Genomic DNA, 25,882 nt, shown 5'->3' on the forward strand with positions numbered 1-25,882 from the left:
GATAATTAGTGCGAATATATTTAGCGATTAGTGCGAAAAAAAGTTCCGCCGTATTAATATTTTGTTACATTTTGTAGGCATTATGAAACACCTAAAAAGTTTTCGTATCATATTCCTGTTGGATTATTCGGCTCCGGTTTCGGACAATGGATTCGCCCGCTAGTTCCATGAATTAGTGAGCAGTGGCAATAATAAGTATATAAAGGCATATAACAGAGGGTTAATATAATGAAAGTTAAAGTTCTCTCACTGCTGGTCCCGGCTCTGCTGGTTGCAGGCAGCGTCAATGCGGCAGAAATTTATAATAAAGACGGCAACAAATTAGATCTGTTCGGTAAAGTTGACGCTGAACACTACTTCTCTGACGACAAAGGCGCTGACGGCGATCAGACCTACATGCGTATCGGTTTCAAAGGCGAAACCCAGGTTAACGATCAGATTACTGGTTACGGCCAGTGGGAATATCAGATCCAGGGCAACACCGCTGAAAACGACAACCAGTCCTGGACCCGTGTGGCGTTCGCAGGCCTGAAATTCGGCGATGCCGGTTCTTTCGACTACGGTCGTAACTACGGCGTTATCTATGACGTCACCTCCTGGACCGACGTTCTGCCGGAATTCGGCGGCGACACCTACGGCGCTGACAACTTCCTGCAGTCTCGTGGCAACGGTATCGCAACTTACCGCAACACCGACTTCTTCGGTCTGGTTGACGGCCTGAACTTCGCCCTGCAGTACCAGGGTAAAAACGGCAGCGTTTCTGGTGAAAACGACTCCACCGGCGGTCGCAGCCTGCTGAAACAGAACGGCGACGGTTACGGCATGTCCCTGACCTACGATCTGGGCGAAGGCTTCAGCGTGGGTGGCGCGATGGCGACGTCCAAACGTACCGCTGACCAGAACGCCAGCAATGCTGCGCTGTTCGGCGAAGGCGATCATGCGGAAGTTTACTCTGGCGGCCTGAAATACGACGCTAACAACATCTACCTGGCGGCGCAGTACTCCCAGACTTACAACGCGACCCGTTTCGGTACTTCTAACGGCGACCGCAGCAACATCTACGGCTTCGCTGACAAAGCGCAGAACTTCGAAGTGGTTGCACAGTACCAGTTCGACTTCGGCCTGCGTCCGTCCGTGGCTTACCTGCAGTCCCGCGGTAAAGACATCGCCAACAAAACTACTGGCGAATCTTTCGGCGACCAGGATCTGCTGAAATATGTTGATGTTGGCGCGACTTACTACTTCAACAAAAACATGTCCACCTTCGTGGATTACAAAATCAACCTGCTGGATGACAACAAATTCACCCGTCAGGCTGGTATCGGCACCGATGACGTCGTAGCGGTAGGCCTGGTTTACCAGTTCTAATCCCCGACCTGATGTGCAAAAGGAGCCTGCGGGCTCCTTTTTTTATGTCTGAAGAAAATAAGGTAACCTTGGGCCGCCGTTACAGAGGAGAAACGCGTGAAATTACCCGGTTTACGAACCATGCTGCTGGCCGCCGCTTTAATGGCCGCAGGCTGTGATAACGCCCCGACATCCGCCCCGCAGGCGCTGGTGCTGGAAGGTAAAACCATGGGCACGTCTTGGCGCGTCAGTCTGGCAAACGTCGATGCGGCGCGCGCAAGCGATCTGCGTCAAAAAATCCAGGCGCGGCTCGACGCCGACGACCAACTCCTTTCTACCTGGAAAGACGACTCCGCGCTGATGCGCTTTAATCACGCCCGCACGACGGCGCCCTGGCCGGTGGACGAGGCGATGGCGGATATCGTGACCGAATCGCTGCGCGTCGGCGCGAAAACCGATAACGCCATGGATATCACCATCGGGCCGCTGGTTAACCTCTGGGGCTTCGGGCCGGATAAACAGCCGGTGAAAACGCCGAATCAGGCGCAAATCGACGTGGCCCGCGCGCGTACCGGCCTGTCGCACCTGAAAGTTATTAACGGATCCGGGCAGCAGTGGCTGCAAAAAGATATGCCCGATCTCTATGTCGATCTCTCCACCGTCGGTGAAGGCTACGCAGCCGATCATCTGGCGCGCCTGATGGAAGAAGAGGGGATCAGCCGCTATCTGGTGTCGGTAGGCGGCGCGCTTGCGAGCCGCGGTATGAACCCCGGCGGCCAGCCGTGGCGCGTGGCTATCCAGAAGCCGACCGACCGGGAAAACGCCATCCAGGCGGTGGTGGATATCAACGGTCACGGCATCAGCACCTCCGGCAGCTACCGCAACTATTATGAGCTCGACGGCAAACGCCTTTCACATGTTATCGATCCCGCCACCGGACGGCCCATTACGCATAAGCTGGTCTCGGTGACGGTGATTTCGCCGACCGCGCTGGAAGCGGACGCCTGGGATACGGGCCTGATGGTGCTTGGCCCGGAAAAAGCGAAAGCCGTGGCGCTGCGCGAGAAGCTCGCGGTCTATTTCATCACCCGCGAGGGCGACGGCTTCACGACCTGGATGTCGCCGCAGTTCACAAGCTTTATTGAGCAAACTGAAAATTAAAAAGCAAGAAGAGGCGTTTTCGCAGGCGGCTGATCGGGCAAACTCACGCTAACCTGTAAGAAGGAGAGCGCCATGAACGTAACCGATTTTACCAGCGATCACGCCCGCTGGGAGGCGGTGGAAAACCGCGACCCGCGTGCCGATAATGCCTTTGTCTTCGCGGTGGTGACGACCGGCATTTTCTGCCGCCCGTCGTGCCGGGCGCGCAGGCCGCTTCGCGAAAACGTCCGTTTTTATCCGGATGCGGCGGCGGCCGGCGCGGCGGGCTTTCGCCCCTGTAAACGGTGCCAGCCGGCAGGGCTCACGCCGCAGGCGCAAAAAGCGCAGCGCATCGCAGCGGCGTGTCGGCTAATGGAACACAGCGACGCGCCGCTGACGCTTGCAACGCTTGCCGAAAGCGCCGCCATGAGCCCGTATCATTTTCATCGCGAGTTTAAGGCGCTGACCGGCATGACGCCGAAAGCCTGGCAAAATGCGCGACGCGCGCAAAAACTGCAGGCGGCGCTGCGCGGCGGCATGAGCGTCACCGATTCGCTCTGGGAGGCCGGGTTTTCCTCCGGCAGCGCGCTCTACCGCGACGCCGACCGGGCGCTGGGGATGAGCCCGCGGCAGTACCGGCGCGGCGGCGAGAAAATAGCGATTCGCTACGCCATCGCGCCCTGCGAGGCCGGGTTATGTCTGGTGGCAGCAAGCGACCGCGGCCTGTGCGCCGTACTGCTGGCGGATGACGCCGCGGCGCTGGAAGCCGAGCTTGCGACGATTTTCCCGCACGCGGAGCGTCTCGCGCCGGATGCAACATTCAGCGCGCAGGTGGCGCAGGTCACCGCATGGCTCGATGCGCCGCAGGGCGAACTGGCGCTGCCGCTCGACTTACGCGGCACCGCGTTTCAGCTGCGCGTCTGGCAGGCGCTACAGGCGGTGCCGCCCGGCAGCACCATCAGCTACCAGACGCTCGCCGAACGTACCGGCAACCCGCAGGCGGTGCGCGCCGTCGCCAGCGCCTGCGCGGCCAATAAACTGGCGATCGTCGTGCCGTGTCACCGGGTGGTGCGCCGCGACGGCGCGCTTTCCGGCTACCGCTGGGGCGCAGACCGTAAGGCGCGGCTGCTCGCCCGCGAACGTGAACAGGAGAAGTAATGCTCGATCTCTTTGCCGATGCTGAACCCTGGCAGGAACCGCTCGCCGACGGCGCGGTCGTGCTGCGCCGTTTCGCGCTGGCCCCGGCGCCCGCGCTGATGGCGGGCATTGACGCCGTCGCGGCCCGCTCGCCGTTTCGTCATATGGTGACGCCCGGCGGCTATACCATGTCGGTCGCGATGACCAACTGCGGCGAGGTGGGCTGGAGCACCAATCTGAAAGGCTACCTGTACGCGCAGGTCGATCCGCAAACCGGCGCGCCCTGGCCCGCGATGCCCGACGCCTTTCGCACGCTGTGCGACGCGGCCGCGCGTGCGGCGGGTTATCCCGATTTCACGCCGGATGCCTGCCTTATCAACCGCTACGCGCCGGGCGCGAAGCTGTCGCTGCATCAGGATAAAGACGAGCCGGATCTGCGCGCGCCGATTGTCTCCGTTTCGCTTGGCCTGCCCGCCGTGTTTCAGTTCGGCGGCCTGAAACGCAACGATCCGCTAAAGCGTCTCTTGCTGGAGCATGGCGACGTGGTGGTATGGGGCGGGCCGTCGCGGCTTTTTTACCATGGCATACAGCCACTTAAGCCCGGACAGCACCCGACGACCGGAGAATATCGCTATAACCTGACGTTCCGCCAGGCACGCAAATAAAAATAAGAATTATTCTTGATGTGAACGCGCAGCCGTTTAAACTGCTCGCAGTTTTCACTGCCTGAGTCATGTTTATTTATGGAACTTCTGCGCCTCGTCTGGCGCCAGTATCGCTGGCCGTTTTCTCTGGTGCTCGCGCTGAGCCTCGCCAGCGCGGCGCTCGGTATCGGGCTTATCGCCTTTATTAATCAACGCCTGATTGAAACCGTCGATCTCACCGCCTCGGTGTTGCCGGAATTCCTTGGCCTTCTGGTGCTGCTGATGGCGGTGACGCTCGGTTCGCAGCTGGCGCTGACCATGCTCGGCCACCACTTCGTCTACCGGCTGCGCAGCGAATTTATCAAGCGCATTATGGATACGCCGGTCGAGCAGATAGAAAAGCTTGGCAGCGCCACGCTGCTGGCGGGGCTGTCGAGCGACGTGCGCAACATCACCGTCGCGTTTGTGCGTCTGCCGGAGCTGGTACAGGGCATTATCCTGACCATCGGCAGCGCCGCGTATCTCGGCTGGCTGTCCGGCAAAATGTTGCTGGTGACCGCGCTGTGGATAGCCGTAACGCTCTGGACAGGCTATCTGCTGGTGCAGCGCGTCTATAAGCATCTCGCCACGCTTCGCGAAGTGGAAGACAGCCTGTATGAGGATTTCCAGACCGTGCTGGAAGGGCGCAAAGAGCTTTCGCTTAATCGCGAGCGCGCGGAGTATCTCTTCGACAAGATCTACAAACCGGACGCGCAGCGCTATCGCGATCATATTATCCGCGCCGACACCTTCCACCTGAGCGCCGTTAACTGGTCGAATATCATGATGCTCGGCGTGATTGGCCTGGTGTTCTGGATGGCGAACGGACTCGGCTGGGCCGACACTACGGTCGCGGCCACCTATTCGCTGGCGCTGCTCTTTTTGCGCACGCCGCTGCTTTCGGCGATGGGCGCGCTACCGACGCTGCTCTCCGCCCAGGTGGCGTTTAATAAACTCAAACAGTTCCAGCTCGCGCCTTATGAGCCTGAATTTGAACGCCCGGCGCGCAATGATGGCTGGCAGCAGCTGGAATTACGTGACGTCACCTTTACTTACCACGACGGCAGTTTCAGCGTTGGGCCGATTAATCTCACCCTTCACCGCGGCGAGCTGCTGTTCCTCATTGGCGGCAACGGCAGCGGCAAATCCACGCTCGCGATGCTCTTAACCGGGCTGTATGAACCCGCTTCCGGCGAGATCCTGATCGACGGCAAACCGGTCACCGCAAATGATATGAACGCGTACCGCCAGCACTTCTCGGCGGTGTTCACCGATGTCTGGCTGTTTGACAAACTGCTCGGCCCCGGCGGCGAAGAGGCGGATCCTGCGCTTGTGGGAAGCTGGCTGGAACGTCTGAAAATGGTCAATAAACTAACGCTTGAGAACGGCAAAATCCTCAACCTGAAACTCTCAAAAGGGCAGAAAAAGCGCGTGGCGCTGCTGCTGGCGCTGGCGGAAGGGCGCGATATCATCCTGCTGGATGAGTGGGCCGCCGATCAGGACCCGCATTTCCGCCGTGAGTTCTATCAGGTGTTGTTGCCGCTGATGAAAGAGATGGGCAAAACCGTGTTCGCCATCAGCCATGACGATCACTATTTCATCCATGCCGACCGGCTGCTGGAGATGCGCCAGGGCGTGTTGTCCGAGCTCACCGGCGAAGAGCGCCAGCTCGCCAGCCGCGATGTGCTGGCGCGCACCGGCAGCTAACCCGCGCGCATAAAAAAGGCGGAAGTCCTTTCCGCCTTACCGAGCCTGAAACCACCGCGCTGTCGGTGGTTTTTTTTCAGAGCTTGCCGCTCAGCCGCTGGTGGAATTCGTGGCTGCGCATATCCAGCCCGTCAATTTCCACTTTCGCGTTATAGCGCTGGTAGTGGGTTTCGATGGCGTCCAGCGCCGCGACGGTCGAGGCGTCCCAGATCTGCGCATGGGTTAAATCGATAATCACCCGCGCCGGATCTTCCGCGTAACGGAAATGCTCGTAGAGATCGTTGCTGCTTGCGAAAAACAGCGGGCCGCGCACCCGGTAGCGCACCGCGTTGCCGTTATCGATAATTTCGCGCTCGGCGCGCACCACATGGGCGACACGACGCGCGAAGAGCATCATCGCAAACAACACGCCGCCCGCCACGCCAATGGCGAGGTTGCCGGTCCAGACGGTGGCGATGACGGTGACGACCATCACCAGCGTTTCAGACACCGGCATCCGCTTGAGCGTGGCAGGCGCGATGCTGTGCCAGTTCAGCGTTTTCGCCGCGACCACCATCATAATGCCCGCCAGCACGACCATCGGGATCTGCGCCATCACGGCGCTCAGCCCGGTCACCATCAGCAGCAGCACCAGCGCCGCGGCGATAGTGGAAAAGCGCGAGCGGGCGCGGCCCAGCTCCACGTTCACCACCGTCTGGCCGATCATCGCGCAGCCGCCGATGCCGCCATAAAACCCGCTCAGGATATTGGCGACACCCAGCCCCCAGCATTCGCGGCGCTTGCTGGACGGCGTATCGGTGATGTCATCCACCAGACGCGCCGTTAAAAGCGACTCCATCAGCCCGACAAACGCGATGCTCAGCGCGCAGGGCCAGATGATATGCAGCGTATCCAGATTGAGCGGCACCCGCAGTTGCGTGAAGCCTGGCAGGCCCGGCGTCATCGGGCCTTCGTCGCCAACGGTCGGCGGCGTCAGGCCGCACACCCAGGCGATGACGGTTATCGCGACAATCGCCACCAGCGGCGATGGCACGCTTTTGGTGACGCGCGGCAGCAAAAGTACGATGGCGAGCGTGGCGGCGAACAGCAGCCAGACCATCTGACTCTGCCCCCAGACGTGCGGCACCTGGGCCATGAAAATCAGAATGCCGAGCGCGTTCACAAAGCCGGTCATCACAGAGCGCGGAATGTAGCGCATCATGCGCGCCAGCCCACACAGCCCGAAGAGGATCTGGATGATGCCGCCCAGCACCAGGGCAGGGAGAATGTAGCCGACGCCGTGCTGATGCACCATCGGGCCGATGACCAGCGCCACCGAGCCTGCCGCCGCCGTCACCATGGCCGGACGCCCGCCAAGCAGAGACATGCTGAAGCACAGCACAATAGACGCCACCAGGCTGACTTTCGGGTCGACGCCCGCAATCACGGAGAACGAGATAACTTCCGGGATCAGCGCCAGCGCAGTCAGAATGCCCGCCAGCGTTTCGCGCATCAGCAGGCGCGGCGTGCGCAGTACATGCGCTACAGAAAGCTCAGGCACCGCCCGAGCCGCAGTTTGAGTATCAGACATGAGTATTTGCAGGTGTTTTTATCATGAGCGCCGCCCTTTGCGGGCAGCAGGGACGGGCGATGGTACAGAGCAAGGCGGCAAAACGCCAGCCTTGCTAAACGGAGGTGGTTACTTCAGGCCGAGCTTGCGCGCGAGCCGGTGCAGGTTGCCGGGATCCATCTCCAGCAGCCGGGCGCAGGCCGCCCAGTTATTACCGGCAACATGCAGCGCGCGCTGAATGTAATCGCGCTGAAACTGGCGCGTGGCGTGCTGAAGGTTTTCGACCGGCGGCGCGGCGGCGGCCGGGGTCTCGCGCGGCGCGATAACGCTGGCGCCTGGAGCGAAGTGGTGCGCCTGCAGCAGCAGCTCCGGCCCGCGGCTCGCGGCCTGCGCCACGATAATCGCCCGGTAAAGCGCGTGTTCAAGCTCGCGAATATTGCCCGGCCAGCGCTGCGCCATCAGCCACTCGCTTGCCTGCGGGCTCAGCGCCACGCGGTTCAGGCCGAACTTCACCCGGCATTTCTCGCAGAAATAGCCCGCCAGCAGCAGGATATCGTCACCGCGCTCGCGAAGCGCCGGTACGTGGAGCGGAAAGACGCTCAGGCGATGGTAGAGATCGGCGCGAAAACCGCCCTGGGCCACGGCGTCCCGCAGGTCGCGGTTAGTGGCGGCGACAATGCGCACGTCCACCCGCAGCAGTTTATCTTCGCCGACGCGCTGCACATCGCCATATTGCAGCGCGCGCAGTAGTTTCGCCTGTAGCGTCAGCGGCAGCTCGCCCACTTCATCAAGAAACAGCGTGCCGTTATCGGCCAGTTCAAATTTGCCGCGCCTGTCGTGGATAGCGCCAGTGAACGCGCCTTTGACATGCCCGAATAGCTCGCTCTCCGCCACGCTTTCCGGCAGGGCGGCGCAGTTGACGTAAACCAGCGGATTCGCGGCTCTGGCGGACTGCGCGTGTAGCTCGCGCGCCACCAGTTCTTTGCCGACGCCGGTTTCGCCAAGCACGAGCACGTTGAGATCCGACGGCGCCACCAGCGATATCTCTTTTTTCAGCTGCTGCATCGGGGCCGACTCGCCAATCATCTCCAGCCGCTCATCCGGCTGTACATTCTCCAGCGCACGGCTAAAGGGCGCAGCGGTTTTCTCCAGCTGTTCCACCAGTAGCGCGTTGTGCAGCGCGCTACCCGCAAGGCTTGCCACGCCGCGCAGTTCATCATCGCTGTAAGCATCAAACTGCGTGGCGCTCATGCCGTCCAGCGTCAGCGCGCCGATCAGCGTCTGCCCGGAGAACAGCGGCATTCCGACGCAGGCGTGCACATGCAGCTCCTGGCGCTCCGGGATCAGCCCGTCGTAAGGGTCCGGCAGAAAGCTGTCGGCGGGAAAGCGCACCACGTCGCCTGCCCGCGCGATAGCTTCGAGGCGCGGATGCGCCGCCAGGCTGAAGCGGCGGCCCATTACATCCGGGGCGAGGCCCGCCGTCGCCAGCGGGCGGAACTGGCGGTCTTCATAGCGCAAAAGCGCGGTGGCGTCGCAGTGCAACAGGCGGTGAATGCTGGCGATCATACGGTTAAAGCGGTCGCGCCCCGGCAGGCCGTTTTGCATATCGACCGCCAGCGCGGCGAGAGACTGGGCAGAGAGCGTCATCGTGTCAATTCCACAATAGAGTGTCAAAAAAACAATACTCTGTGGTAGTCATTTTGACAATCATCAATTTATAAATTCTTTAAAATCAGTCTATTAAAAACTGGCACGCTCCCTGCAATAACTGATGCAAACCAGATTATTTCAGAGGAACCTTGCAATGAACATTCATGTCAAAAACAACATTTTTTGGGTTGGCCAGCGCGACTGGGAAGTGCGCGATTTTCACGGCACCGAGTACAAAACCTTAAAAGGCAGCAGCTATAACAGCTACCTCATTCGCGAAGAGAAAAACGTCCTGATCGATACCGTTGACCATAAATTCAGCCGGGATTTTGTTAACAACCTGCGCAGCGAAATCGATCTGGCGGATATCGACTACATCATTATCAACCACGCCGAGGAAGATCACGCCGGCGCGCTTTCTGAGCTGATGAACTGCATTCCGGATACGCCAATCTACTGCACCGCCAACGGCATCGATTCCATTAACGGCCACCACCACCATCCGGAGTGGAACTTCAACGTGGTGAAAACCGGCGACACGCTGGACATCGGCAACGGCAAAAAACTCATCTTTGTTGAAACGCCGATGCTTCACTGGCCCGACAGCATGATGACATACCTGACCGGCGACGCGGTGCTGTTCAGCAATGATGCCTTCGGCCAGCACTACTGTGATGAGCATCTGTTCAACGATGAAGTGGATCAGGCTGAGCTGTTTGAACAGTGCCAGCGCTACTACGCCAACATCCTCACGCCGTTCAGCCGCCTGGTGACGCCGAAAATCACCGAAATTCTTGGCTTCAACCTGCCGGTGGAGATGATTGCCACCTCTCACGGCGTGGTGTGGCGTGATAACCCGACGCAGATAGTGGAGCTGTACCTGAAATGGGCGGCGGATTATCAGGAAGATCGCATTACGATTTTCTACGACACCATGTCTGGTAATACCCGTCTGATGGCGGATGCGATTGCTCAGGGTATTAACGAGGTGGACCCGCGCGTGGCCGTCAAAATTTTCAACGTCGCCCGCAGCGATAAAAACGAAATCCTCACGCATGTTTTCCGATCTAAAGGCGTGCTGGTCGGCACCTCCACCATGAACAACGTGATGATGCCGAAAATCGCCGGGCTGGTAGAAGAGATGACCGGTCTGCGTTTTCGCAACAAGCGCGCCAGCGCGTTTGGCTCACACGGCTGGAGCGGCGGCGCAGTCGACCGGCTTTCCACCCGCCTGCAGGATGCCGGGTTTGAGATGTCGCTCAGCCTGAAAGCCAAGTGGCGCCCGGATCTCGACGCGCTGGAAATCTGCCGCGAGCATGGCCGCGAAATCGCGCGCGCCTGGGCGTTATCGCCGCTGCCTGTCGCCGCGCCAGCAATCGCTGAAGCGTCCGGCGTGAGCATTCAGGAGCCGGACGAACTGGCAGGGCAGTGCATGATCTGTACCGTCTGCCAGTGGGTCTACGATCCGGCGAAGGGCGAGCCGAATCAGGATGTCGCGCCAGGGACGTTATGGGATGACGTGCCGGAGACGTTCCTCTGCCCGGAATGCGGCATCGGTAAATCGGTCTTTGACGTTTACGAGGGCTGAACCATGCGTGAGGAACTGATTATTATCGGCGCGGGCTTTGCCGCCCGCCAGCTGGTGCGCCACCTGCGCCAGCAGGACAGGACCCGTCCGATCCGGCTTATCACGGCGGACAGCGGCGATGACTATAACAAACCCGATCTCAGCCATGTGTTTACTAACGGGCAGCGCGCGGACGATCTCACCCGCCAGCGCGCAGGCGAGTGGGCGGAACAGAATGACATTGCGTTGCATCCGTTGACGCAGGTGACGGCTATCGACACCGCCGCGCGCACCGTGGAAACCAGCGCCGGCACTTTCTCCTGGCAGCAACTGGTACTCGCCACCGGCGCGCAGGCGATTGTGCCGCCAGTGAGCGGCAGCGAGCTGATGTTTACGCTCAACAGCCAGCAGGAGTATCGCCGCTGCGAGGCGGCGCTACGCGACGCCAGACGCGTGCTGGTGCTGGGCGGCGGGCTGATTGGCACCGAGCTTGCGATGGATCTGAACCGCGCCGGGAAACAGGTGACGCTGGTGGATACCAGCACGAGCCTGCTCTCATCAATACTGATACCGGAAATCAGCGCCCGCCTGCAAACGGTGCTGATGCAACACGGCGTAACGCTGCGGCTCAGCACGGGCCTGTCGTCGCTCGCGCGCCATCACGATTCGCTGGTGGCGACGCTTACCGACGGGCATCAGCAGAGCGTTGACGCGGTGGTCTGCGCCATTGGCCTGCGGCCCGATTTAACGCTCGCTCAGCGCGCCGGGCTGGTGACCGGGCGCGGGATCGTGGTGGATGACCGGCTTGCCACCAGCCATCCGGATATCTACGCGCTCGGCGACTGCGCGGAGATCCGCGGGCAACTGCTGCCATTCCTGCAACCAGCACAGCTGTGCGCCATGACGCTCGCCAGAAACCTTACCGGCGCTGCGCAAAACCTGACGCTGCCTGCGATGCTCGTCAAAGTGAAAACGCCGCTGATGCCGCTGCATCTGGCGGGCGATACCGGCAACCAGGAGCTGACATGGGAGGTGTGCATAAGCCCTGGCGGCATTATCGCGCGCGGCATGGACGGGCAGGGCGTGCTGCGTGGTTTCGTGGTGAGTGAGGACCAGATGAAGCAGGCGTTTGGCCTGCTCAAAGCCCTGAACGCGGCGAACGCCTGAGGACTATTCCACGTCCACGCGCTGGTAAGGAAAGCGGTCTTTGATGGCTTTACGAAAATAACGCCCTTTCGACAGGGCGTTGCCCAGCGCGAGATACACCTGCTCCGGCACGTTCAGATAGTGATAGACCGCGCCGTTGTGAAAGGCTATCTCCAGCACCCGGCTGTCCCAGTCATAACCGACCGACGCCAGACTGCGGGAGATGACATTTTCTCGTTGCATTACGCTCTCGCGGCAGATGGGGAATTTACGTTAAGTATAGCGCTCAACGGCGCTGATTCGGCCTCGCCGCCGCTATTGATTAGCGCTCCATCACGCCTGGGCTGGTTTTTGGCTCCGTGCGGTATGAACAACAGACGATGCCAAAGACAATCAGTAACATGGTAATGATGTGATAGCTTCTGAGTTCATTCCCTAAAAACACAATGCCCATGATACCGCCCGAAACAGGAATAAGATGGGTGTAAATTTCACTGCGGGTCGTGCCTATCAGCGAAACGCCTTTATTCCAGAAAACATACGACAGCCAGGACGGAAAAATAATCAGGTAGAGGATGCCTGCGATAACAGCGGGTGAAAGCGTGTAAATCACGCCCCGATAATCCGGCGCCAGCGCCGCATGCAGCAGAAACATCGGCACCAGAATTATCGTACCGATAAGCGAACTGAACGCGACAAAAGACGTGTTTTTCACGGTTTTATCTTTCAGGCGTAAAAACGCGCAGTAAAAGGCCCAGCTCAGCGCGGAGATAATCGTTAGTACATCGCCTAAGCCGAAGGTTTTTATATTGCCGCTGCCGCCTGCGCTGGAAAATGCGAGATATAACACCCCGCCCGTGCTGGCGATTACCCCGATAATATTGCGGGCTGAAATGCGCTCGTGAAACACAAAATGGTTGATCAGCAGAACCAGACACGGCGTACTGGAGATATAAATCGCAGCATTCAGGGAGGTGGTGTACTGAAGCCCGATATATAAGCTCAACGGGAAACTGACCTGGCCCAGAAATGAAAGCAGAGTATTAATGCCGAGATGTGTTCTGAGCGCAGCGAAATCAACAGAGCACTGACGCCAGTAAAGCGCCAGCATTAGCGCGGTGGTAAAGCCCCAGCGAATAAGGCTTAACCCGTAAGGGTCCACATACTGGACCAGAATATGCCCCACCACATAATTTCCGCCCCAGAAAATCGCGGCGAGAGCGAGCAGTAAATAGGCCACAGATTACCTCTCGTTCAGCATACAGGAAGACCCGGCGCTATTCTCCGGGCCGGTATTATCATCACAGCGCGAGCAATTTTTGCATCAGCTGATCGTAGTAACGCTCGGCGGTGCGCAGCCGTAATAAACTGCCCAGATAAAATTCTTTGCGGGTCGCAGGGTCACGTTCGGCGATGACATCAATCACGTTATAAAGCCAGTCATCCCCGTGTTTGATATCGATAGTAATATGCTCGGTATAGTATTTCACATCGCGACTGATAAGCCCCAGGCGCAGACAGCCGTTCACCAGTTTCTCATACTGCGGCGGGTCTAACACTTCCGTCATCGCCATCACGCCGAGCAATTTGTAGTAATGTTTGCGGTTAACAGAGCCCAGCATAAACGCGTTATGACCGGCCAGCGCTTCCGTGCCGTACATATCAATATAGTGATTGGCGGGCAGGGTGATATCCTGGCGCGCCAGAACGTCTTTATAGAGATTGACGTGCGTGAAGACGTTATCGCCATGGCCTATCTCATCCCACAGATTTTCGCTGATGGTGCCGCGCGTTTCCGGTTGTGAGCCAATGAGGGTATAAGCGACCAGATCAAAGAATATTAAGTTAAGTGCGCTGTCGCTTTTAAAGAAATAATAGAGCTGTCTGGTAGAAGCATCTTTTTCAAGGAATTCGAAAAGAGGGTGATGCGAGGCATTATGGGCGTGCCAGACCGTTTTTAAATAATCGCCGTAATGTCTGGAGGTATTCACTTCATCAGGAATAACCAGCCCGGCGAATTCATGCTCCATCCACTGCTCTTCGACAGCGTTTTTTATTTCCAGGATGGCGGGATCGTATTGTCTGGAGGCGGGCGCTGATAAGGGGTGAGACAGTACGCTCTGGTAGATAATAAATAACGCATGCTGAACTATTTTCTCATCGACCGCCGAGTTCTCATGCCAGGCGCGCTGAAGAATCTCATGCAGCGTGTTCAGCGCGGGGGGAGTTTCGCTGTCGCCATTTATCCAGGCGAGCAGGCTCGGTGTGAAACCATAAATATCATCCGTAAAAGCGGGTTCAATTCTTTTAAGATTAAACATGGCAATTTCCTTGTTTTAGACGCATTTATTGTGTGGTTATTGATGTCCAGGTATTTGTGATGAAGATCACATAAAAAAGGATATATTTTATCAAAAAAAGCGTTGCGCCCTGGACATGACGATAAGCTGTTTCTGAGCGGTAAGTGTATATCTGCGCATTAATAGTGGTACCAGTACGAAATTATTGATTGCTGAAGAGTGAACAAGGCGGACAGTAAAAGAGGGGCGCAATATCTTGTGAGATGATGCGATGCCTGGCGGCTGCGCAGCAGGTCGGATCGTTTCTCTGGGTAATGTGAACACAGGTGCTTCACATTTAAAACATTACCCTTTAATGTGTGTGGCTACTTCATGCGTCTTCTCATAAAGGAGTTTAAATGCGCCAGAGGATAATCGTTTGTCCTGTGATACAAAATGATGGCGAGTATTTGCTTTGTAAAATGGCGTCCGATCGCGGGGTATTTCCCGGACAATGGGCGTTGCCCGGCGGTGGGATGGAGCCCGGAGAAACCCTGGAAACGGCATTAAGGCGTGAAATAATGGAGGAGTTAGGCGAGGCGCTGTTAATCACAGAGATTAAGCCCTGGACATTCCGTGACGATATTCGCAATAAAACGTATCCGGATGGCACAACCGAAGAGATATATATGATTTATCTTATCTTCGATTGCATCAGCGCTAATCGGGATATTACGTTTAATGACGAGTTCCAGGAAATTATGTGGGTTTCCCCTGAGATGCTAAAAAATATCGATTTAAATGAAGCGACCCGCGTTACTTTTACGCAAAAAGGCCTGCTTTAAAAAGTATGCCAGCACGTTATGACAGGGAGTTCATTTCTCCAGGGTATCCAGAGGAACCTCCCTCATCACACGTTATAAAGAAATGCTGCGTTACGTCAGAATAAGAGAATTCTGCCACTTGCGCAAAGGAGAGGTCCCTTTAACGCGTAACGCCTGAACATGCCCTCATGGCTCATATCGCTGCCACGACCCATTTCCGCTTCTTTACTGCTGTGATTCGCTTCGCTTGGCCGTGAAAGACCCTGACGGAAACGGCTATCTCAGATTGTTATCCTATACTGAGCTTTGCAGTTGTCATTTACCTCTGAAGCTGAGCACGGTTAATGACCTTGCATCAGCCTTACTCATGGCCATCAGGAGAACAAAATGCAGAAGAGCAAAACCGTGAAAGGGTTGCTGGTCGTATCAGCAGTCGCAGCGATGTTCAGCACGCTGAGCGTGCAAGCCCGGACGCCAGCGAGTACCGCGCAGACTGGCGACGCAAGCCAGACCGCATCCGATGCCAAACTCAGCGCCGGCGACGAAAAAGCGCTGAAGGACATGGCGCAGGCCAATATCAATGAGGTCGCCGCCGCTAAGATTGCGCTGGAAAAAGCCCAGAACAGCGACGTCAAAGCCTTTGCACAGAAGATGGTCGACGACCATAGCGCTGCGCTGAGCAAAGTTCAGACAGTCGCCCAGCAAAAAGGCGTGACGCTGCCGACTGAGCCGGACGCTAAGCACAAGGCGATGGCCGCTAAGCTCGAAAAAGAGAGCGGCGACGCCTTTGACAAGATGTATATGGAAAATGCGGGCACCAAAGATCACAAAATGGTGCTGTCGAAACTGCAAAGTGACGCCAAAAACATCAAGGATCCGGATGTGAAAGCGCTGGCCGATGCGCATACGCCGGTCGTGGAGGCGCACCTGAAATCTGCTGAGCAGATGAAAGATTCAGCTAAATAACCGGGTCAGTAAAAGCGAACAGGGCCCTGCTGTGCGAGTCCTGTGCGCGGCGTGTTAAATAACGCCACGGTAGAAGTGACGTTATCATCGGTATGAATGACAGGGAGGTCATCCCTTAACCCGCGGCGGTATCAGGAGCCGCCTTTGCCGTCGGGAAAGTCTACCGTGACCATGAGACCGCCTTCTGCGGACGTACTCAGGCATACGCTGCTGTTATGTTGCTGCGCTACCGCTTTGACGATGGCAAGCCCCAAACCACTCCCGCTTTGCAGCTGGCCTGGATCGCGAAAAAACCTGTCAAATACCCGCTCTCTTAAGGCAACCGGAATGCCGGGGCCCGCGTCTGAGACGCGTAACCGAGTGGATTTATCTGCAGCCCATACTTCCACCTCAACGCGCCCACCTTCAGGACTGTACTTCACGGCATTCTCGATTAAGTTGTCAATCAGCGACATCAGGCGTTCCCGAATACCCGTGATCCAGACTTCATCAAGCGAGTAGAATTCCAGCTCAATTCTGCGCTCCGTCGCGAGGGGTTCCAGCGCAGCCATTCGTTCCTGGATGAGCGTCGTCAGCGGCACAGGCTGCATCACCGTGTCAACACGCGCTTCACTGTGCATCATCAGCAGCAACTGATTGACGAGACGCGCCGCCCGGCTATTGCTGCGAATAATCCCTGCCAGCAACTCCTGTTGATTCTCGCTACTGACCCAGGACTGTAAAGCCTCAACATTAATTCGCATCGCCGCCAGGGGGGTACGCAGCTCGTGAGCGGCATCGGCAATGAATACCCGTTCCCTTTCAGCGCCTTCCCGCACCCTGGCAAGAAATTCGTTAATCGCGTCCACCATCTGGCGAAGCTCTCTGTGTCTGGGGACTTCTTTTAAGGGCGAGAGATCTTCTGGCGTCCGTAAAGTAATTTCATTCACCACGTTATTCCAGGGACGCATGGCAATGCGGATGGAGAGCCACGCGGGAAGCAAAAGAAAAGGAATGCATATTAGCAGCGGCAATATGTAGTAGCCGCGCGAGTTGAGATAGATAAAGAAGTTCCAGCCTCCGGCAGGGGTGAAAAGCGTCACCTCTACGTCGGCGTTCGCGGATTTTAGCGTTCGGCTTGTCCAGGCGCGGCCTTCACTCTGAATACGCTGAACTTCCCCTAATCGGGTGTTGAACACCCCTGTGGGCGCGCCATCAGACGAAAAAATAATCGCATTATTCTTGCGAACGATGAGGCTGATTGACAGTGCCGGATCGTCACCGCCGCCATACCCTTCCCGTAATGCCTTGCTGAACGCCTCCAGCACATCGGTTCGATCCTGCGGGCGGTCGGCCATTTTCTCCACCAGGGTAAAAAGGGTGTCGTATGTCTGACTGCCGGTGAGGATGGGAGGGCTGCGCAGGTCTTCCCACAAAATGAAGGTCAAAAAAAGACACCAAAGCAAGGCAAGCAGCACCATCTGAGCGATGATTATCCGTCTTACGAGCGTCGGGAGCTTCAGGCGGCGCCACATATTTCGCATCAATCAGACACCTTGTGGATCGGTACGGTATCAATGACATACCCTACGCCTCTCACCGTTCGTACATAGCCGTCGCCGATTTTTCGACGTAAGTTACCCATATGCACATCCAGAGCGTTGCTTAGATTTTCTTTAGCGCCGAATAGCCTTTCTTCCAGAAACCCTCGTGTCAGCACGCGGTCAGGCCGCAGCATTAATGTTTCAAGCAGCGCATATTCACTTGCCGTCAACTCAACGTGACGCGCGCTTACCGTCACGCGACGCGTGGGTACATGCAGAGATAATCCCCGGATTTCGATCGCTTCATTCTCAAAACCATAACTGCGTCGCGCCAGTGCTCGAACCCTTGCCAGCAACTCGGCGAGAACAAAAGGTTTTACAAGATAGTCATCCGCACCGGCATCGAGCCCGCTCAGGCGATCCTGCAGCGTGCCTCGCGCTGTCAGGATGATGACGGGGAGCCCCTTGAACCGCTGGCGCACGTACGCCATCAGACTCATGCCATCGCCGTCGGGCAGGCCCAGATCGAGCAGGATCAGTTCCGGCACGCAGACATCAAGCTGATGCAGCGCATCCTCTTTGCGGCGAACCCATATGACATCAAACCCTTGATCGGCAAAGGCGATACGTACGCCATTGCCGAGATCCAGGTCGTCTTCGATAAGTAGAATTTTCACAATGGCAAGGGTATCAGCAGTGAATGAAGAACATCTTAAGAAAAAACGGTACCAGGCAATCTATCAGGTTTGCAGCATCATTACGTGCTTCAGTCATTCTTCATTTTTGGCTCATGAGAACCTTAGGGTGGGCATTCACACTGAGCGCTCTGGCGTTTAAACAAACCGCTTATATCGCAATCAGTGGAATCCATAAGGACCTCTTTAATGAGAAACATCGAACGGCGTCATAAGTTTCCCCTTTTATTCCCGGGGCGGAGTCTGAAAAAAATCGTGCCGGCAGCCATCCTGGCGTTACTGGCCAGCCCGATACAGGCGGCAGAACAAGCCGGGAGCAACGTATTGACCCTGGGCGGCGGCGTGGATGTCGCGCCACGCTATTCGGGTTCGAATAAAAGCCGCGCCACAACGGCTGTGGTGCTGGATTACGCCATGGTCAATGGTTTCTTTATCAGCACCACGCGGGGGATTGGCTACGGCAACCATATCGGGAAGCTAGATTACAGCGCGGGGCTGAGCTATCGTCCAGGCCGTAAGGATCGTGACGTGGGCAGCGATTCGATAAGCTATGGCAGCGACGAGTTGCGGGGGGTGGGAGACATCAAAGGCTCGGCGATCGTGGTGCCTGGTCTGGGATATGAGATGAACGAGTGGCTGATTTTGCAATTACAGGCCGAGGTGCCGGTTTCTGAGAGGAACAATGGTGAGGCTGTGCACTTCAGCATTGTCAGCCCGCTCTTTAAATCATGGAAAAATACGGTGACGCTGGCGCTGAACAGCAGTTGGGGATCCCGCAAGTACATGCAGACTTACTACGGGGTAAATGCGGCGCAGTCTGCAGGCTCAGGATTTGCACGATATGATGCCGGAGCCGGAATTTATGACTATTCGCTGAATATTGACTGGGCCCACAGGTTCAACCAAAACTGGAGCGTGAATGCCGCAGCGGGCGTTACGCAATTAACGGGGGATGCCAGCAATAGCCCCCTTGTTCACCGAAAAACCTCGCCTGTGGGCGGTCTGAAGGTCACTTATCGCTTCTGAGCGATATTCACGGCACGCTGCCCGACCGCCTGCGGCGATGCGCTTTCAATAAACACGCTTTCGATCCGCCCCGGCTCTGGACGGGGCGGTATTCAACGTGCCAGCCAAAGCACTTTCACCCTCGCTAAATCGCACGCATAAAAAAACCAACCGCGATGGGTTGGTTTTTTTGGGATTTTTTGGTCGGCACGAGAGGATTTGAACCTCCGACCCCTGACACCCCATGACAGTGCGCTACCAGGCTGCGCTACGTGCCGACGTGGAGGCTTATACTACCCGTTTTCACGCTGATTGCAAGCCACGCCAGGCTGAGTGATTTATAAATAATCAATCAGTTAGCAATGAACCGTTTTTCATCCGTCAGCACCTGTAATAGCAGGCTGAGCTGCGGTTTATCGTCGTTCATCCGCTCGCCGCGCAGGTCGTACATCCGGTAGTTGCCGTTGTTATCCAGCACCAACGTCATTTGCGGCGTCGTTACCGCCAGCGTGTTGTTATCCGCGCTGACCACCCAATTATTGCGACGGGCAGGGGAGAAGAGATCTTCGCCCTGTGAATATTCGTATGCAGGTGTGCGCACATGCAACAGGCGCTGCATCAGGGTCGTCATCACATCCTGATGATCGGTTAGTTTCGTCACGCGCTGCGCAGGCGTGCCCGGCCAGTGGATAACCAGCGGCACCTGAATGCGCGAGCGATCCCAGCCGAAGCTCTCCTGCTGTTGGCCTAACGGAACGCCGCGGCCCGCCGTGATAATCACGACGGTGTTCTCCAGCTTGCCGCTCGCTTTCAGCGCCGCGAGCACACGGTTAATCTGCGCATCCACATTCCCTGCCGCGCGGGCGTAGCGGCGCGTGAAGGCGGCCTGTTGGGTATCTTCGTCAATATTAGTGCCGTTGAACGAGACCCACGAGAACCAGCGGTTATCTTCCGAGGCGTATTTATTCAGCCAGCTGATCCACTGCGAGGCGGTTTGATCGTCGCTCTGCGGCTTCGCCGTAGGGAGCGAAAAATCCGAAAGCAGCGCCTGGCGGTACAGTGAACTGCTAAAGCCATCAGAGGCGAACAGGCCCAGCTGATAACCCTGCTGATTAAGCGCGGTGATAAGCGCTGCCGGAATGCGCGCGGCCAGCACGCCATCCATATAGCCCGGCGAAATCCCATAGAACAGGCCGAAAATGCCGTTGTCCGACAGGTTCCCGGAGCTGAAATGCTGGGTAAAGTTAATGTTGTCATGCGCGAACTGCGCCAGCGACGGCATCTGTTTTTCAAAGCGCGAATAGTTCAGACCGTCTATCGTAATTAACAGTACGTTATGGCCGGAGCCCATATCGCCGTACCGCAGGTCGCTCAGCGGATACTGCACGCTCACCGCTTCCGGATCGCCTTGTTCCACCAGTCGACGCTGATACTCCTGCGCGTCCAGCAAACCATGTTTTTCCAGAAAACGGCGCGCCGTCATCGGATAGGAGAGCGGCAGGTTCGCGCGCTGCATCGTAACCGGACGGTAGAAATTGGCGTCGGCCCAGATATACATCACATGCGTGGTCACGAACGACGCGAAAAAGAGCGCCGCCACGGGGCGCGCGTACCGGCGGCGGCGCGTCAGGCTGCGCAGCTTCTGCCAGCTCCAGGTGGCGAACAGCATCTCGATAAGCAAAATCACCGGCACCGCGATAAACATCAGCTGCCAGTCGCGGGCCATTTCGCTTTGATCGGGGTTAATCACCACCTGCCAGACCACCGGGTTGATGTGCAGGTGGAAGCGGGTGAAGACTTCGCTGTCGACCAGCAGCAGGGTCATGCCGACGGTCGCGAGGATCGCCGACAGGAACCGCATCAGCCGCTGTGACATCACGATAAACGTGAGCGGGAAGAGGATCAGCAGGTAGGTCGCGAAGACCAGAAAGCTAAAGTGGCCCACCAGGCTGACGTAGGAGTAAATCCGGCCCGTCAGGGTCGTGGGCCAGTCGGCGATGAACAGATAGCGGCTACCAAGGACAATGGAGAGCAGAATATTGAACAGGGCGAACCAGTGCCCCCAGCTGATCATCTGGGAGACTTTTTCGCGGTAGCGCTGACGGTTAGTCACCATAGCTTTTTAACGTTCTTCCTTAATGCGCGTTATCGTCGCGAATGGAGGACTGCAACGCCTCCGCGAAGGAGCGCGCCAGCGTCTTGCGCTGCGCGGGAGCCACGCTGTTATTAATAACATTGGTGACCATGTTCCCAAGCACCATCAGGGAAAGGTCGGTCGGCGCCTTGTGCTTAGACAGCACGCTCGCCAGTTCAGTCAGTAATTCTTCAACGCATTCATCACTATAGCGGGATAGTTGTGGCATAAATCAACATCAGTTTGTTCAGGAAAGTCCAATATCTTACCGTAGCAGTGGCTTTATTTCCGCTTTTTTATCTGCGGTTGCGCAGGACGGCGGGCAGTGGTTGAATACGCCCCTGCCCAACAGGAGAGTTTATCATGAGTCTGGATATTACCCAGATTGCCTTACATCAGTTAATTAAGCGCGATGAGCAGAATCTGGAGCTTATCCTGCGCGACTCGCTGCTTGAACCTGGCAATACGGTCACGGAAATGATGGCCGAGCTGCATCGCGTCTACAGCGCGAAAAGCAAAGCTTACGGCCTTTTTAATGAAGAAAGCGAGCTTGCCGAGGCGCTGCGCCAGTGCCGTCGCGGCGATGAAGATTTCCTGGCGTTCAGCCGCGCGGCCACGGGCCGTCTGCGTGACGAGCTGGCGAAATACCCGTTCGCGGATGGCGGCATCGTGCTGTTTTGTCACTACCGTTATCTGGCGGTGGAATACCTGCTGGTGGCGGTGCTGAACAACTTAAGCAGCATGCGCGTCAACGAGCAGCTCGACATCAGCGCCACGCACTACCTGGATATCAACCATGCCGATATCGTCGCGCGCATCGATCTAACCGAGTGGGAAACCAATCCGGAATCGACCCGCTACTTAACCTTCCTGAAAGGCCGGGTAGGGCGCAAGGTCGCCGATTTCTTTATGGATTTCCTGGGCGCGAGCGTGGGTCTCGACACCAAAGCGCAGAACCGCGGGCTGTTGCAGGCGCTGGACGATTTCACCGCCGAGGCGCAGCTCGATAAAGCCGAGCGCCAGAATGTGCGTGCGCAGGTCTACAGCTACTGCAACGAGCAATTGCAGGCGGGCGAAGAGATTGCGCTGTCTGAGCTGTCCAAAGAGCTGCCGAATTTCGGCGAGAAAAGCTTCCAGGAGTTTACGGCGGAGCAGGGCTACGAGCTGGAAGAGACCTTCCCGGCGGACCGCAGTACGCTGCGCCAGTTGACCAAATACGCCGGCAGCGGCGGTGGGCTGACGATTAATTTCGACGCCATGCTGCTCGGCGAACGTATTTTCTGGGACCCGGCGACCGACACGCTGACTATCAAAGGCACGCCGCCGAACCTGCGCGATCAGTTACAGCGCCGCATGTCCGGTAAATAAACGTGAGATAAGAAAAAGGGCGGAATATCCGCCCTTTTTTTGAGCCTGAATAACAGGCAAAAAAAACGCCGCATAGCGCGGCGTTTTTTCCTTCATCGCAATTACGCGCGAACGAAGTCGATGTGCTGCAGTTTCGGTTTGTACGGGTGACGCTGTACAGCCTGAACTTTAACTTTAACTTCTTTGCCATCGATAGCCAGAGTCAGCACTTCGCTGTAGAACTCCGGTTTAGCCTGCATGTTCATCAGCTTGTCGTGATCCAGTTCGATAGCAACCGGAGCTTCGGTGCCACCGTAAATGATAGCCGGGAACTTGTTGGCGTGACGCAGGCGGCGGCTCGCACCCTTACCCTGCTCTTTACGTACTTCAGCGTTGATAGTAAACATTGACATCTCTCTTAATAAAGAAACCTGTTACAGGCGACCCAGCAACAGGCAAATGACTGGCTTTGCGGATGCAAAAGCGGGCGGCATTATAGCTATTTGAGCGCGCACGGGCAATGAAAACCGCCGCTAACCGCGTAATTCATTGGCGCGCCGGAAGCGGCCGTTATAGTCGAACACCTTTTCACGGACCTGCCAGTACTGGCCTTTCAGCCTCGCCACCACAAAATCCGGGTGGCGCAGCAGCGCCTGCTGGGCCACGATATCGTTGACGGTTATCCAGCGTAGCGGCACGCCCGGCGTGCGGGTATGCGGGCGGATAAAAAGCTGCTCGAAGGCGGTGCGCTGGGCGGGCGTATGCAGGCGGAAACGCTCGCTGACGTCCGCGCCGTCTTCATCGTAATAGGTCACTTTCAGCCATTCGCCTTTCTCATCGGCGCCAGGCTGGAGCTGCATCCCGCCGCAGCGCAGCACCAGCGCATCTTTGAGTTTCAGCGCCGCTTTCAGCATATCGTCCGGATCGACCAGCACCTTGTCGCATTCGCGGCAGCGCCGCGCGGCGATATCGTTTTCCGCGTTGCAGTGCGGACAGTTTTTAAAGCGGAAGCGGTAATCGCACTGTTCGCGGTGGCCCTCGTCATCCTCAAACCAGCCCTGGCAGCGGCGGCCGAAATGCTCAATCAGCGTGCCGTCCGCCGTGGTTTTGCCCCAGAACGTATTGGCAAAGCCGCAGGCAGGGCAGAAAACCTGCACCGGCACGTTGTCGCTTTTGCCCTTCGGCGCGCCCACTTCCGGCGCGTAGAGATCGTGCGGATTGCCTGCGTAATCGAGGATCAGACAATCCGTTTTACCCGGCGACAACCGCAGCCCACGTCCGACAATCTGCTGATAGAGGCTGACCGATTCGGTTGGGCGCAAAATAGCGATTAAATCCACATGCGGCGCGTCAAAGCCAGTAGTCAGGACCGCCACGTTGACCAGAAAACGCAGCTGCTGGGCTTTGAACGCCTCGATAATCGCGTCGCGCTCGCGCCCTGGCGTTTCGCCGGTGATAAGCGCCGCTTCGCCCGCAGGCAGCAGGCCGGTGATTTCACGCGCGTGCTCAACGGTCGCGGCGAAAATCATCACGCCGCGCCGGTCGGCGGCGAATTCGACAATCTGGCTCACGATATGCGGCGTGATGCGCTGCTGCTGTTTCAGCTCCCGGTTGAGGTCGGCCTCGCTGAACAGCCCGTTGCTCTGGGCCTGCAGGCGGCTGAAGTCATATTGCACCACCGGCATATCGAGGCGCTCAGGCGGCGTCAGGTAGCCGTGCTTAATCATATAGCGCAGCGGCAGCTCATAGATGCAGTCGCGAAACAGCGCTTTTTCATCGCCGCGCACCATTCCGTGATAATGGAACTGGTAAATCCAGCCTTTGCCGAGGCGAAACGGCGTGGCGGTCAGCCCCAGCAGCCGCAGGCGCGGGTTCTGCTTACGCAGGTGCGTGAGGATTTGTTGATACTGGCTGTCGTCGTCGTCGCTGATGCGATGGCACTCATCGACAATCACCAGCGAGAATTCTCCCTGAAAATGGTCGAGGTTGCGCGCCACCGACTGCACGCTGCCGAACACCACTTTGCCGTGGCTCTCTTTACGCGCGAGGCCCGCCGCATAGATGTCGGCCTCAAGCCCGAGCGCCAGATATTTCGCATGGTTTTGCGCCACCAGCTCTTTCACGTGGGCGAGCACCAGCACGCGGCCGCGCGCAAGCCGCGCCAGTTCGGCGATAACCAGGCTTTTGCCTGCGCCGGTCGGCAGAACGATCGCCGCTGGCGCGTCGTGGCGGCGAAAATGGTTAAGGGTGGCATCCACCGCTTCGCGCTGGTAGGGACGTAAAGTAAAAGACATGGGGCCTGCAGAAATAGGGATCACGCTAATATTATGCCACGAATCAATTTCATCTTGTGAGCGGGCCATTGCCCGTTATACTGACGGCTCTGATTCCGCTTCATGAATGTTGACGGGCGCCTTGCCCGCCCCCGCGTCGGAACTGCATCAACAACAGGCTTATAAACATAATGCGACTTGATAAATTTATCGCCCAGCAGCTTGGCGTCAGCCGCGCTATTGCTGGTCGTGAGATCCGCGCCAGCCGGGTAACGGTGAATGGCGATATTGTAAAAGACACCGCTTTTAAACTGCTGCCGGACCACGAGATCGAGTATGACGGTAATCCGCTGACCCAGCAGAATGGCCCACGCTATTTTATGCTGAATAAACCCCAGGGTTACGTCTGCTCCACCGACGATCCGGATCATCCGACGGTGCTCTATTTCCTGGACGAGCCGGTCGCCCATAAGCTGCATGCCGCAGGGCGGCTCGATATCGACACCACTGGCCTTGTGCTGATGACTGACGATGGCCAGTGGTCGCACCGCATTACTTCGCCGCGCCACCACTGCGAAAAAACGTATCTGGTGACGCTGGAATCGCCGGTGGCGGATGACACCGCGGCGCTGTTCGCCAAAGGCGTGCAGCTGAATAACGAAAAAGATCTCACCAAACCGGCGCAGCTTGAAGTGATAACGCCGACCGAAGTGCGTCTTACCATCAGTGAAGGGCGCTACCACCAGGTGAAGCGCATGTTTGCCGCGGTGGGTAATCACGTCGTCGGTCTGCATCGCGAGCGCATTGGCGCGATTGAGCTCGATCCTGAGCTTGCGCCTGGCGAATATCGCCCGTTAACCGAAGACGAAATTGCCAGCGTTGGCATGCCGTCGCGCTAATTTCAGGAGTC

23 protein-coding genes and 1 tRNA gene are annotated in these 25,882 nt (G+C 57.3%); 12 read left to right on the top strand and 12 right to left on the bottom strand.

From position 1 onward, the window contains the following. Window positions 1–228 precede the first annotated feature (228 nt). From AB8W27_RS06585 to AB8W27_RS06605, 5 genes are all read left to right on the top strand, one after another. Window positions 229–1,368 carry a porin OmpC gene (locus AB8W27_RS06585; protein WP_041923754.1) on the top strand — a complete coding sequence of 380 codons (1,140 nt, stop codon included), beginning with the start codon at window positions 229–231 and terminating at the stop codon, window positions 1,366–1,368. Window positions 1,369–1,464: 96 nt separating this feature from the next. After that, a complete protein-coding gene (gene apbE, locus AB8W27_RS06590) occupies window positions 1,465–2,508 on the top strand; it encodes an FAD:protein FMN transferase ApbE (RefSeq protein WP_015741895.1) in 1,044 nt (347 codons plus the stop codon). A gap of 72 nt (window positions 2,509–2,580) precedes the next feature. Continuing rightward, window positions 2,581–3,645 (top strand): bifunctional DNA-binding transcriptional regulator/O6-methylguanine-DNA methyltransferase Ada, encoded by a 1,065-nt coding sequence (gene ada / locus AB8W27_RS06595; RefSeq protein ID WP_015741894.1) that lies wholly within the window; start codon window positions 2,581–2,583, stop codon window positions 3,643–3,645. Then, entirely contained in the window at window positions 3,645–4,289 is a 645-nt protein-coding gene (alkB, locus tag AB8W27_RS06600) for a DNA oxidative demethylase AlkB (RefSeq protein WP_015741893.1), read from the top strand. The genes ada and alkB overlap by 1 nt, the downstream gene beginning before the upstream one ends. Window positions 4,290–4,367: 78 nt before the next feature. Next, window positions 4,368–6,014 carry a multidrug ABC transporter permease/ATP-binding protein gene (locus AB8W27_RS06605; protein ID WP_015741892.1) on the top strand — a complete coding sequence of 549 codons (1,647 nt, stop codon included), beginning with the start codon at window positions 4,368–4,370 and terminating at the stop codon, window positions 6,012–6,014. A gap of 76 nt (window positions 6,015–6,090) precedes the next feature. Here the strand turns inward: AB8W27_RS06605 and AB8W27_RS06610 are convergent, their stop codons facing one another. Then, on the bottom strand, window positions 6,091–7,584 hold the full coding sequence (locus AB8W27_RS06610) for a SulP family inorganic anion transporter (RefSeq protein ID WP_015741891.1): 1,494 nt from the start codon (window positions 7,582–7,584) through the stop codon (window positions 6,091–6,093). 108 nt (window positions 7,585–7,692) lie between these two features. Beyond that, complete coding sequence (norR, locus tag AB8W27_RS06615; protein ID WP_015741890.1) at window positions 7,693–9,210, bottom strand: nitric oxide reductase transcriptional regulator NorR; 1,518 nt, start codon at window positions 9,208–9,210, stop codon at window positions 7,693–7,695. Between the two features lie 157 nt (window positions 9,211–9,367). Between norR and norV the strand changes: the two genes are divergently transcribed. Beyond that, window positions 9,368–10,801 (top strand): anaerobic nitric oxide reductase flavorubredoxin, encoded by a 1,434-nt coding sequence (norV, locus tag AB8W27_RS06620; protein ID WP_015741889.1) that lies wholly within the window; start codon window positions 9,368–9,370, stop codon window positions 10,799–10,801. A gap of 3 nt (window positions 10,802–10,804) precedes the next feature. Next, on the top strand, window positions 10,805–11,947 hold the full coding sequence (gene norW, locus AB8W27_RS06625; RefSeq protein ID WP_015741888.1) for an NADH:flavorubredoxin reductase NorW: 1,143 nt from the start codon (window positions 10,805–10,807) through the stop codon (window positions 11,945–11,947). 3 nt (window positions 11,948–11,950) lie between these two features. On the opposite strand, the gene AB8W27_RS06630 is transcribed toward norW, so the two are convergent. The 3 genes from AB8W27_RS06630 to AB8W27_RS06640 all read right to left on the bottom strand — a co-directional run bounded on the left by AB8W27_RS06630 (window position 11,951) and on the right by AB8W27_RS06640 (window position 14,247). Then, window positions 11,951–12,169: a KTSC domain-containing protein gene (locus tag AB8W27_RS06630; protein WP_015741887.1), complete on the bottom strand. Its 219-nt coding sequence runs from the start codon at window positions 12,167–12,169 to the stop codon at window positions 11,951–11,953. 79 nt (window positions 12,170–12,248) lie between these two features. Next, a complete protein-coding gene (locus AB8W27_RS06635; protein ID WP_015741886.1) occupies window positions 12,249–13,166 on the bottom strand; it encodes a DMT family transporter in 918 nt (305 codons plus the stop codon). A 61-nt stretch (window positions 13,167–13,227) separates the two neighbouring features. Continuing rightward, window positions 13,228–14,247 carry an iron-containing redox enzyme family protein gene (locus tag AB8W27_RS06640; RefSeq protein ID WP_041923753.1) on the bottom strand — a complete coding sequence of 340 codons (1,020 nt, stop codon included), beginning with the start codon at window positions 14,245–14,247 and terminating at the stop codon, window positions 13,228–13,230. Between the two features lie 377 nt (window positions 14,248–14,624). On the opposite strand from AB8W27_RS06640, the gene nudI reads away from it, so the two are divergent. Together nudI and AB8W27_RS06650 are read left to right on the top strand one after the other, a co-directional pair. Continuing rightward, entirely contained in the window at window positions 14,625–15,050 is a 426-nt protein-coding gene (nudI, locus tag AB8W27_RS06645) for a nucleoside triphosphatase NudI (RefSeq protein WP_015741884.1), read from the top strand. A gap of 366 nt (window positions 15,051–15,416) precedes the next feature. Continuing rightward, window positions 15,417–15,995, top strand: a complete 579-nt coding sequence (locus AB8W27_RS06650; RefSeq protein ID WP_015741883.1) for a DUF4142 domain-containing protein — start codon at window positions 15,417–15,419, stop codon at window positions 15,993–15,995. A gap of 131 nt (window positions 15,996–16,126) precedes the next feature. Here AB8W27_RS06650 and AB8W27_RS06655 read toward each other — a convergent pair whose 3' ends face one another. After that, complete coding sequence (locus tag AB8W27_RS06655; RefSeq protein WP_015741882.1) at window positions 16,127–17,518, bottom strand: HAMP domain-containing sensor histidine kinase; 1,392 nt, start codon at window positions 17,516–17,518, stop codon at window positions 16,127–16,129. Next, window positions 17,518–18,195 (bottom strand): response regulator transcription factor, encoded by a 678-nt coding sequence (locus AB8W27_RS06660; RefSeq protein WP_041923752.1) that lies wholly within the window; start codon window positions 18,193–18,195, stop codon window positions 17,518–17,520. Before AB8W27_RS06660 ends, AB8W27_RS06655 begins: the two co-directional genes overlap by 1 nt. Window positions 18,196–18,402: 207 nt before the next feature. On the opposite strand from AB8W27_RS06660, the gene AB8W27_RS06665 reads away from it, so the two are divergent. Further along, window positions 18,403–19,239 (top strand): MipA/OmpV family protein, encoded by an 837-nt coding sequence (locus AB8W27_RS06665; RefSeq protein WP_041923751.1) that lies wholly within the window; start codon window positions 18,403–18,405, stop codon window positions 19,237–19,239. A gap of 180 nt (window positions 19,240–19,419) precedes the next feature. Here AB8W27_RS06665 and AB8W27_RS06670 read toward each other — a convergent pair. From AB8W27_RS06670 to AB8W27_RS06680, 3 genes are all read right to left on the bottom strand, one after another. Next, window positions 19,420–19,496, bottom strand: a tRNA-Pro gene (locus AB8W27_RS06670). A gap of 74 nt (window positions 19,497–19,570) precedes the next feature. Beyond that, entirely contained in the window at window positions 19,571–21,334 is a 1,764-nt protein-coding gene (gene yejM, locus AB8W27_RS06675; RefSeq protein WP_015741879.1) for an LPS biosynthesis-modulating metalloenzyme YejM, read from the bottom strand. Between the two features lie 19 nt (window positions 21,335–21,353). Continuing rightward, the gene (locus AB8W27_RS06680) at window positions 21,354–21,581 is read right to left on the bottom strand and encodes a YejL family protein (RefSeq protein WP_015741878.1); all 228 of its coding nucleotides are present in this window, start codon (window positions 21,579–21,581) and stop codon (window positions 21,354–21,356) included. 134 nt (window positions 21,582–21,715) lie between these two features. Between AB8W27_RS06680 and yejK the strand changes: the two genes are divergently transcribed. Then, window positions 21,716–22,720 carry a nucleoid-associated protein YejK gene (gene yejK, locus AB8W27_RS06685; protein WP_015741877.1) on the top strand — a complete coding sequence of 335 codons (1,005 nt, stop codon included), beginning with the start codon at window positions 21,716–21,718 and terminating at the stop codon, window positions 22,718–22,720. Between the two features lie 101 nt (window positions 22,721–22,821). On the opposite strand, the gene rplY is transcribed toward yejK, so the two are convergent. Then, a complete protein-coding gene (rplY, locus tag AB8W27_RS06690; RefSeq protein ID WP_007675837.1) occupies window positions 22,822–23,106 on the bottom strand; it encodes a 50S ribosomal protein L25 in 285 nt (94 codons plus the stop codon). A gap of 126 nt (window positions 23,107–23,232) precedes the next feature. Beyond that, window positions 23,233–24,993 carry a DEAD/DEAH box helicase gene (locus tag AB8W27_RS06695; protein WP_041924190.1) on the bottom strand — a complete coding sequence of 587 codons (1,761 nt, stop codon included), beginning with the start codon at window positions 24,991–24,993 and terminating at the stop codon, window positions 23,233–23,235. Window positions 24,994–25,163: 170 nt separating this feature from the next. On the opposite strand from AB8W27_RS06695, the gene rsuA reads away from it, so the two are divergent. Then, window positions 25,164–25,871 (top strand): 16S rRNA pseudouridine(516) synthase RsuA, encoded by a 708-nt coding sequence (gene rsuA / locus AB8W27_RS06700; protein WP_007762630.1) that lies wholly within the window; start codon window positions 25,164–25,166, stop codon window positions 25,869–25,871. Window positions 25,872–25,882: the final 11 nt, after the last annotated feature.

Origin of the sequence: Cronobacter turicensis, assembly GCF_041222865.1 — a bacterium.
GTDB classification, from domain to species: Bacteria; Pseudomonadota; Gammaproteobacteria; order Enterobacterales; family Enterobacteriaceae; genus Cronobacter; species Cronobacter turicensis.